This is a genomic window from Nonomuraea sp. K271, from assembly GCF_009908215.1.
Taxonomy (GTDB): domain Bacteria; phylum Actinomycetota; class Actinomycetes; order Streptosporangiales; family Streptosporangiaceae; genus Nonomuraea; species Nonomuraea longispora.
The window spans coordinates 1-6,839 of the sequence record NZ_JAAAHR010000277.1 but is presented as its reverse complement, the minus strand read 5'-3'; the positions used below and the strand labels follow the sequence as shown (position 1 = coordinate 6,839).

9 protein-coding genes are annotated in these 6,839 nt (G+C 67.9%); 1 reads left to right on the top strand and 8 read right to left on the bottom strand.

Translation table 11 applies throughout. From position 1 onward, the window contains the following. Nucleotides 1-195 precede the first annotated feature (195 nt). The 6 genes from GUY59_RS45250 to GUY59_RS45225 all read right to left on the bottom strand — a co-directional run bounded on the left by GUY59_RS45250 (nucleotide 196) and on the right by GUY59_RS45225 (nucleotide 4,063). A complete protein-coding gene (locus GUY59_RS45250; RefSeq protein WP_252375258.1) occupies nucleotides 196-1,404 on the bottom strand; it encodes an RNA polymerase sigma factor in 1,209 nt (402 codons plus the stop codon). After that, nucleotides 1,395-1,751: a YciI family protein gene (locus tag GUY59_RS45245; protein WP_138208438.1), complete on the bottom strand. Its 357-nt coding sequence runs from the start codon at nucleotides 1,749-1,751 to the stop codon at nucleotides 1,395-1,397. The genes GUY59_RS45250 and GUY59_RS45245 overlap by 10 nt, the downstream gene beginning before the upstream one ends. A 15-nt stretch (nucleotides 1,752-1,766) precedes the next feature. Further along, nucleotides 1,767-2,171 (bottom strand): DUF6069 family protein, encoded by a 405-nt coding sequence (locus GUY59_RS45240; RefSeq protein WP_138208437.1) that lies wholly within the window; start codon nucleotides 2,169-2,171, stop codon nucleotides 1,767-1,769. 104 nt (nucleotides 2,172-2,275) lie between these two features. Beyond that, the gene (locus GUY59_RS45235; RefSeq protein WP_138208436.1) at nucleotides 2,276-2,776 is read right to left on the bottom strand and encodes a polyketide cyclase; all 501 of its coding nucleotides are present in this window, start codon (nucleotides 2,774-2,776) and stop codon (nucleotides 2,276-2,278) included. Between the two features lie 300 nt (nucleotides 2,777-3,076). After that, nucleotides 3,077-3,622: a dihydrofolate reductase family protein gene (locus tag GUY59_RS45230; RefSeq protein ID WP_138208435.1), complete on the bottom strand. Its 546-nt coding sequence runs from the start codon at nucleotides 3,620-3,622 to the stop codon at nucleotides 3,077-3,079. Between the two features lie 177 nt (nucleotides 3,623-3,799). Further along, the gene (locus GUY59_RS45225) at nucleotides 3,800-4,063 is read right to left on the bottom strand and encodes a hypothetical protein (protein ID WP_138208434.1); all 264 of its coding nucleotides are present in this window, start codon (nucleotides 4,061-4,063) and stop codon (nucleotides 3,800-3,802) included. A gap of 428 nt (nucleotides 4,064-4,491) precedes the next feature. Between GUY59_RS45225 and GUY59_RS50390 the strand changes: the two genes are divergently transcribed. Further along, nucleotides 4,492-4,620, top strand: a complete 129-nt coding sequence (locus tag GUY59_RS50390) for a hypothetical protein (protein ID WP_269129094.1) — start codon at nucleotides 4,492-4,494, stop codon at nucleotides 4,618-4,620. Nucleotides 4,621-4,671: 51 nt separating this feature from the next. Here the strand turns inward: GUY59_RS50390 and GUY59_RS45215 are convergent, their stop codons facing one another. Both GUY59_RS45215 and GUY59_RS45210 read right to left on the bottom strand, forming a co-directional pair. Next, nucleotides 4,672-5,100 (bottom strand): hypothetical protein, encoded by a 429-nt coding sequence (locus tag GUY59_RS45215; protein ID WP_138208433.1) that lies wholly within the window; start codon nucleotides 5,098-5,100, stop codon nucleotides 4,672-4,674. A gap of 264 nt (nucleotides 5,101-5,364) precedes the next feature. Further along, nucleotides 5,365-6,642 carry an ABC transporter substrate-binding protein gene (locus GUY59_RS45210; RefSeq protein ID WP_161715067.1) on the bottom strand — a complete coding sequence of 426 codons (1,278 nt, stop codon included), beginning with the start codon at nucleotides 6,640-6,642 and terminating at the stop codon, nucleotides 5,365-5,367. Nucleotides 6,643-6,839: the final 197 nt, after the last annotated feature.

Below are 6,839 nucleotides of genomic sequence, written 5' to 3'. Positions count from 1 at the left end.
TGTGCCTCAACGTCGAGGTGCTCTCCAGCGACGGCATGTCCATCGAGATGCGTGACACCGACGAGGACGTCTTCCGCGCCGCGGAGGAGCTCGGTATCGACCTGTCCCGGCGTGAGCCGAGCAGCGTCGAAGAAGTCTGACGTCCCTGCGCACGGCCCTGCGCCGGAAGCCACCCTCCGGCGCAGGGCCGTCGCCTCAGTCGTCAGTGGTCATGCGCGCGCGTCGCGCCTGGAGGAAGGTTCGTTCGGTGTCGTTGGTGGCCAGGGCGATGGCCTCGTCGTACGCGGCGACGGCCTCAGCCGTGCGGCCCAGGCGGGTGAGCAGGTCGGCGCGGGTGGCCGGCAGCAGGTGGTAGCCCGGCAGGTCCAGCCCGTCGACGGCGGCCAGTGCGATTGCCGGACCGTGCACCTCGGCGACGGCGACGGCGCGGTTCAGCGCCACGATCGGGGTCGGGGCGTGGTGCAGCAACTGGTCGTAGAGCGCCAGCACCTGCGGCCAGTCGGTCGCCGGGCCGTCGGTGTGCACGGCGTTGATCGCGGCCTGCAACTGGTACGGCCCCGGCTGGTTACGGCGCAGGCAACGGCGGACCAGCTCGTGTCCTTCGGCGATCAGTTCCCGGTTCCACAACGAGCGGTCCTGCTCGGCGAGGACCACAAGCTCGCCCGAAGGCCCCACCCGCGCGGGCCGGCGGGCTTCCGTCAGCAGCAGCAGCGCCAGCAGGCCGATCGCCTCCGGCTCGTCGGGCATCAGCCCGGCCAGCTCCCTGGCCAGGCGTACGGCCTCCAGGCAGAGGTCCGTGCGCAGCAGCTGCCCGGAAGTGGAAGTGTATCCCTCGTTGAAGACCAGGTAGAGCACGGTGAGGACCGATGCCAGCCGGTCGGGCAGGTCGGCGGCGTCCGGCACCCGATAGGGGATGCCGGCGTCGCGGATCTTCTTCTTCGCGCGGACGATCCGCTGGAAGACGGCCGTCTCCGGCACCAGGTAGGCCCGTGCGATCTCCGCCACCTCCAGCCCGCCGAGCAGGCGCAGCGTGAGCGCGGTCCGCGCGAGCGGTGACAGCGCCGGGTGGCAGCAGGTGAAGATCATGCGGAGCTGGTCGTCGCGCACCGGTCCCACCTCCTGTGGCTCGTCGGCTTGGTGCAGCAGCGATGCCTGGGCGTGGCGGGCCTCGCGGGTGGACTCGCGGCGCAGGCGGTCGATGGCCCGGTTGCGGGCGGTGGTCACGATCCACCCGCCCGGGTTGGGCGGTGGCTCGTCCCACTTCTGGACGGCCACCGCGAAGGCGTCCTGCACGGCCTCCTCGGCGAGCCCGATGTCACCGAGCAGGCGCGTCAGCGTGGCCACGCACCGGCCGTACTCCGCCCGGTAGATGCCGTCCAGGTCCATCCGCGCGCTCAGCCCCACTGCGCGTCCACGAAGGGACGCACCTCGATCGGGGACCCGCACGCCAGCGCGCACTTCTCGGCCCAGGCCAGCGCCTGGTCCAGGTCGTCGCACTGGATCACCCAGAACCCGCCGAGTTGCTCCTTGGTCTCCGCGAAGGGGCCGTCGGTCATCGTGGTCGTGCCGTTGCCGGGTCGCACGACCGTGGTGGCGTGCGAGGCCAGCAGGCCGCCGACGAACACCCACGACCCGGCCTGCCGCATCTCGGCGGTGACCTCGTCGGTCCGGGCCATCTGCGCCTGCAGCTCCTCCTCCTGCGGCCACGGCGCGCTCTCGTCGAACTGGACGGCCAGCAGGTATTTCTTCATGGGCTCTCCTGAAGGTCAGGCAGGCAGGCGGCGGGCGATGACCGGGACAACGATCGCGGCGGCGACCACGTGCGTCAACATCAGCAGCACCTTCGTGGCCGTGGGCGCGTCCACCAGCACATCGGGCACCAGGGACAACGCGGTGAGCACCATCGTGGTACGGACGAACGCCACGCGCGGACGGCGGGTCGTGCGGGCCAGGATCAGGGCCAGTACCAGGCCCAGCATGGAGAAGATGGCGGTCAGCGTGGCGAACCCCGACAACGGGATCGGCGCACCGCCGACAGCGAGCCCGATCCCGGCGAGCCGACCCGACGCGGCGACGCCCATGGTCGCGGCGGCGGCGGCGGCCGTGGCGGCCAGGCCGCCGACGATCAGGTTCTTCGTGGAAGCAGTGGCAGTGGCGGTGGTGACGGACATCGCTGGACCTCCGGTACGAGGGCCGGCTCTTTGCCGGCCTCTACTTTGGCGACGAACCGGCTCGATGCCATTCGACATCGGCCGCGGAAAGAGGGGGAAGTGCGTCACTGACCGGCTCTGGCGTGGACAAGCTCGGCCAGGTGGTGCAGCGAGCCGGTCAGATGATCAGGGCCGAAGGGCGGGAACTGGAGATACTCCCGGATGCTCTGCGGCACCGCCGACCAGTCGTAGGTGAGCGTCACCCCGGTCTCGGACCGGCCGAGCGGCACCAGGTCGTAACGCCAGAGCCACCCGCCGAACTCCAGCCGGCCGTCGTCCTTCTCGTATCCCGTCAGCCAGCCGATGGCACGCGGCGGGTCGAGCACCTCGACCTGATTGACCGTCTCGTAGTCTCCGTCCGGATGGCCCGCGTGATGCATGGCCATCCTGAAGATCTGCCCCACCGCGGTCAGCGGCTCCGGGTCGGCGGCCTGCTGGACCCAGCCCGTGCCGTCGATGGCGGCATGGGTCGTCGGGTCGGCCAGCACCGCGAACACCCTCGCGGCGGGGGCGGCGAAGGTGAGGGTGGCGCTCACGCTCTCCTGGCCGGTGGTGGTGACGGACATGATGGGCCTCCGGTACGTGGCGACCGGCCGTTACCGGTCTCTCACTTCGGCTACGAACGGGCTCAAGCCGAATCGACACCCCCGTTGTCATCGATGGGCCATTCGCGGGGACTTCGCCCTGCCGGCCGACCGTGGCGAGGCCGTCACGGTCGGCGGGGTGTCAGTCGGTGCCCTGCTGGCTTCCTGCTGGATCCCTGCTGCGATGAGGAGCGGCGGGCGTGTGATGGCCGGGCACGACGGTCTATTGTTCGAGATTGCGCGGCGTGATGAAGGCCGCCGGCCCGGCTTCGCCCGGGATGGTCAGGCGTCGGGGTTGCGGAGGGTGAGGACGACGATTCCGGAGCCGAGCGTGCGGGTCGCGGTCAGTTCGAGCTTCTTGGTGAGGCCGGGGTGGAGGAGCAGGTCGCCCGCGTCGCCGACTCCGGCCAGGTGCGGGTGCACCCACAGGTGGAGCTCGTCGAGGAGGTCCGCCTGCAGCAGGTTCTTGGCCACCGGACCGTAGCCGTGCATCAGGATCGACGTGTCCTCGGCACGCAGCGTCTTGACCGCCTCGATCAGGTCGCCCTCGAGCACGCTGGTGTTGTGCCACGCCGGCTCGCTGAGGGTCGTGGAGGCGACGTACTTGGGCATGGCGTTGATCGTGTCCGCGTACTCGCCGTCCCGTTCCGGCCAGGCGCCGGCGTACACCTCGTAGGTCGTGCGGCCCATCAGCATCGCGTCCGCGGCCTGGAGCTGCTCCAACGCCAGCTCGTTGGACTCGTCGTCGATGTAGTCGAAGTGCCACTTGTCCATGTGATTGACCACGCCGTCCAGGCTGACGAACGTGGAGCTGCCGATCGTTCCCATGTGAGTTCCTGTCTCAGCACGCGCCGGGTCGACGCGGTTCGGTTTCTGGTACGCCCGTCGTCCGCCACAAAAGACAAAGGCGTGATCGTCTCCGGAACCGGGAGGCGGCCATGCCCAGGGCGCCGGCGGCAACCCCGCATATGTTCAGCGGCCGGTCGGCGGAAGCGGTGTTGCTGGTCAGCGGCTCTTGCCGGCGACCGTCAGGTGGATGACGCCGCCAAGTGCGGGGACCGCCTCGATGTCGTACGCCTCCTCCAGCGCCTTCATGGCTGTCCCACAACCGGACGCCGCCTCCGGGGCGATCTTGAGGGCCTCGGCGCGTGGGGCGTCGAGGTAGCGGAACGTGGTGCCGGCGGCCATGATCCCGGCCCGGCGTGGACGCGCTTGCCGGTGCCGGAACCGTCCGGCGCGAGAGAAGGTGTGGACGCGGAGCTTACCCATGATCGCGCTCCTTCTTCAGTGGCTCAGGAGGTTGCGGCGGCCGTGAATCCGTCCAGGGCATCACGACATCTGGCACCGACGTGCCGTTTCCTGGAGAACTGTATCTCTCAGACACTGTGTATAGTAGATACAGTTCTGGAGGAATGGCAAGAGGGAAATGAAGCTTGGACGCGATCACGCCATCGCCCAACGCATCTTGAGCTGCGCTGGGATCCCGGAATGCCTTCGGACTCTGCGGTCACCCCGCCGGGCTGGCATGAGCACGCGCCCCTTGAGGACACCGCGCAGCCTCGGTCACGCCACGATGAGAGTGGCGACGGTGACCATGCGGACCAGGACGGGCGAGCCGCGGACCGCGCTGGAGGGGCTGGCCAGGGCCTACATGTCGTTCGCCGAGGAACCCCGCGCTGTACGACGCCATGTTCACGATGGCCGTGGACCTCCCGTTCGGCCAGGACGACACCCCGGGAGCCGCTCCAAGACGGCTTCCAGGCGCTTTTGTCCGGGGTGAGGCCCGCCTGACGCTGCTGCTCGACCAGCTCAGCGCCACCCACTGACCCAGCCACGTACCGTCCGGTGATCGTGTGGCACGCCTGAAGGCAGGGCGTTCAGTGATGGTGGGTCTCGATACGGCCGCCGAGTTGAGCGTGGGGCTCGGCAAGGAGCTTCGGGTCGGAGACGACGGTCCACCGGTCGCCTACGAGATACGTTCCGCCGTAGGCCCGCGCTCCTTCGTACCACGCGTCCTGGTTCTTTCGCGTGGTGAAGGTCATGACGACGTAGCGGCCCGCGCCGGTCCGGCAGGACACCTGGCGTAGTTCGGAAGCATCGACCTGAACCGACGGGCGGTCGCATTTGATCGCGGCGAGGATACGGTCAAGGCTGGCCCCGGGCAGAGGCGTGTCCGCGACGGGCCGAGTGGGGTGGTCATGGGCGGTCGCGGTGCTGCTCGGTGCGGGAGCGAAGATGGTGAACACGGCAAGGCCCACGCCCAGAGCGGTCAGGCTGGATGCCGCGATGATCCGCAGATGCTTCATCTCGCGCACCTTTCTATGGGTCCGGAGGAGAGACCATGTCCAGGTACGCGCGCCGGCGGTCGCGGGTTCAAGGGGGCCGGCAACAATGAGGAACCGTCCAACGAAGTAACGCCTGACCGATGCCTCCGTGCAGCGCCTCTGAAGATTGACCTTACTTTGTAAAGGCGTCGGGTTTGGACAAAACCTCACCGTTCACACTTCAGACCCAACTCAACGACGAGGGAGCGCACCCCGTCTGGAGGTCGGCGGGGTGCGCGGTGGTGGTCAGCCGGCGAGCAGGGCGTTGGATTCGGTGATGAGTTTCTGGGCGGCCTCGTCGGGGGTCATCCGGTTGAAGATGACTTCTTCGGAGTATCGCCTGAGGATGCCTTCCATGGCGCTGGAGCCCTTGGGTGGGGCGGCGGGCGGGTCGGCGAGTTCGCCGCGGACCTCGTTCACGAACGCCAGGGTTTTCTGGTCGGCTTCGGGCAGTTTGTCGCTGACGGCGGACAGCACCTTGGCGTTGGCGGGCAGGCCGCGATCGCTGAGGACGATCCCGCCGACTTCGGGGTCGTTGATCATGAAGTCGATGAACTTCGCGGCTTCGGCGGAGTTCTCCGACCTGGCGGAGGCGGTGTAGAACATGGCGGGTTGCAGGAACATGCCGCTGGTCTGGGCGCCTTCGATCTTGGGCATGCGTACGAGTTCGAGTTCCTGGCCTGATGCCTTGGTGGCTGCGCCGAGGACGTTGGTCCAGATCAGGCTGGTGGCGCCGGTGTTGGTGCCGATGAGGGTCTGTTCGATGCCGGCGTCGTAGAGTTCGGAGCTTTTGTCGGCGGTGGGGGAGCCTTTGGTTTTGATCAGGTCCTGGGTGATGGCCCACCAGTCTTTGAGGGTTTGGGGGGTGATGCCGAGTTTGTTGCCGTTGTACAGGAGTTCGCCCTTTTGTGCGGCGTAGATCTGGAGGTAGGCGGGGTTCCAGGACAGTTGTGTTCCGGTGACTTTGCCGCCGGTGCCGGCTGTGACGTCGGAGCAGAGCTCGACGAAGTCCTCCCAGGTCCATGAGCTGTCGTCGGGGGGTGTGGCTTTGGCGCGCTTGACCAGGGCGGGGTTGATGACCATGGTGAAGGAGTTGACGCCGCTGGGGATGGCGTACTGTTTTCCGTCGACGACGCCGGTGGCGAGGATTTTGCTGTCGATGTCGGCGGCGCTGACCTTAGAGGCGAGGTCGGCCAGTGCGCCGCGTTCCGCGTATTCGCGTACGGCGCGGATTTCGAGGGTTATGACGTCGGGTGCGTCGCGGCCGGCGACTTGGGTGGCGAGGCGTTCGTAGTAGCTGGGGAAGTCGGAGATTTCGCCTTCGACGTCGATGTTTGGGTTTTTCTCCTCAAACTTCGCGATCGCCGCTTCTGTCATTTCGCGACGGGAGTCACTGCCCCAGTAGGCGAAGCGCAGTTTGACCTTGCCGTCGGTGCTGCTCTCGCCGCTTCCGCAGGCCGCGGTGACCGCCAGCATGGCGGTGGCGAGCAGGGCCGCCGACCAGATCTTCTTGCCAGAGCTCACGGCTCTTCCTCCTAGGGGTTTCTGTTGGGGGGCTGGAAGGAACGTCTTCGGCACTGCGGTGCCCATGGCATGGATCAGAGGTCTGACGTTAGCGCGGTGATCGGCAAGGGAGGTAGGGGGTTTCGTGACACTTTGCCGCCGAGGCGTGAAGCCGCCGGTGGTGGTGGAGGTCGGGGGAGTTCCGGCCGCCGTTGCAG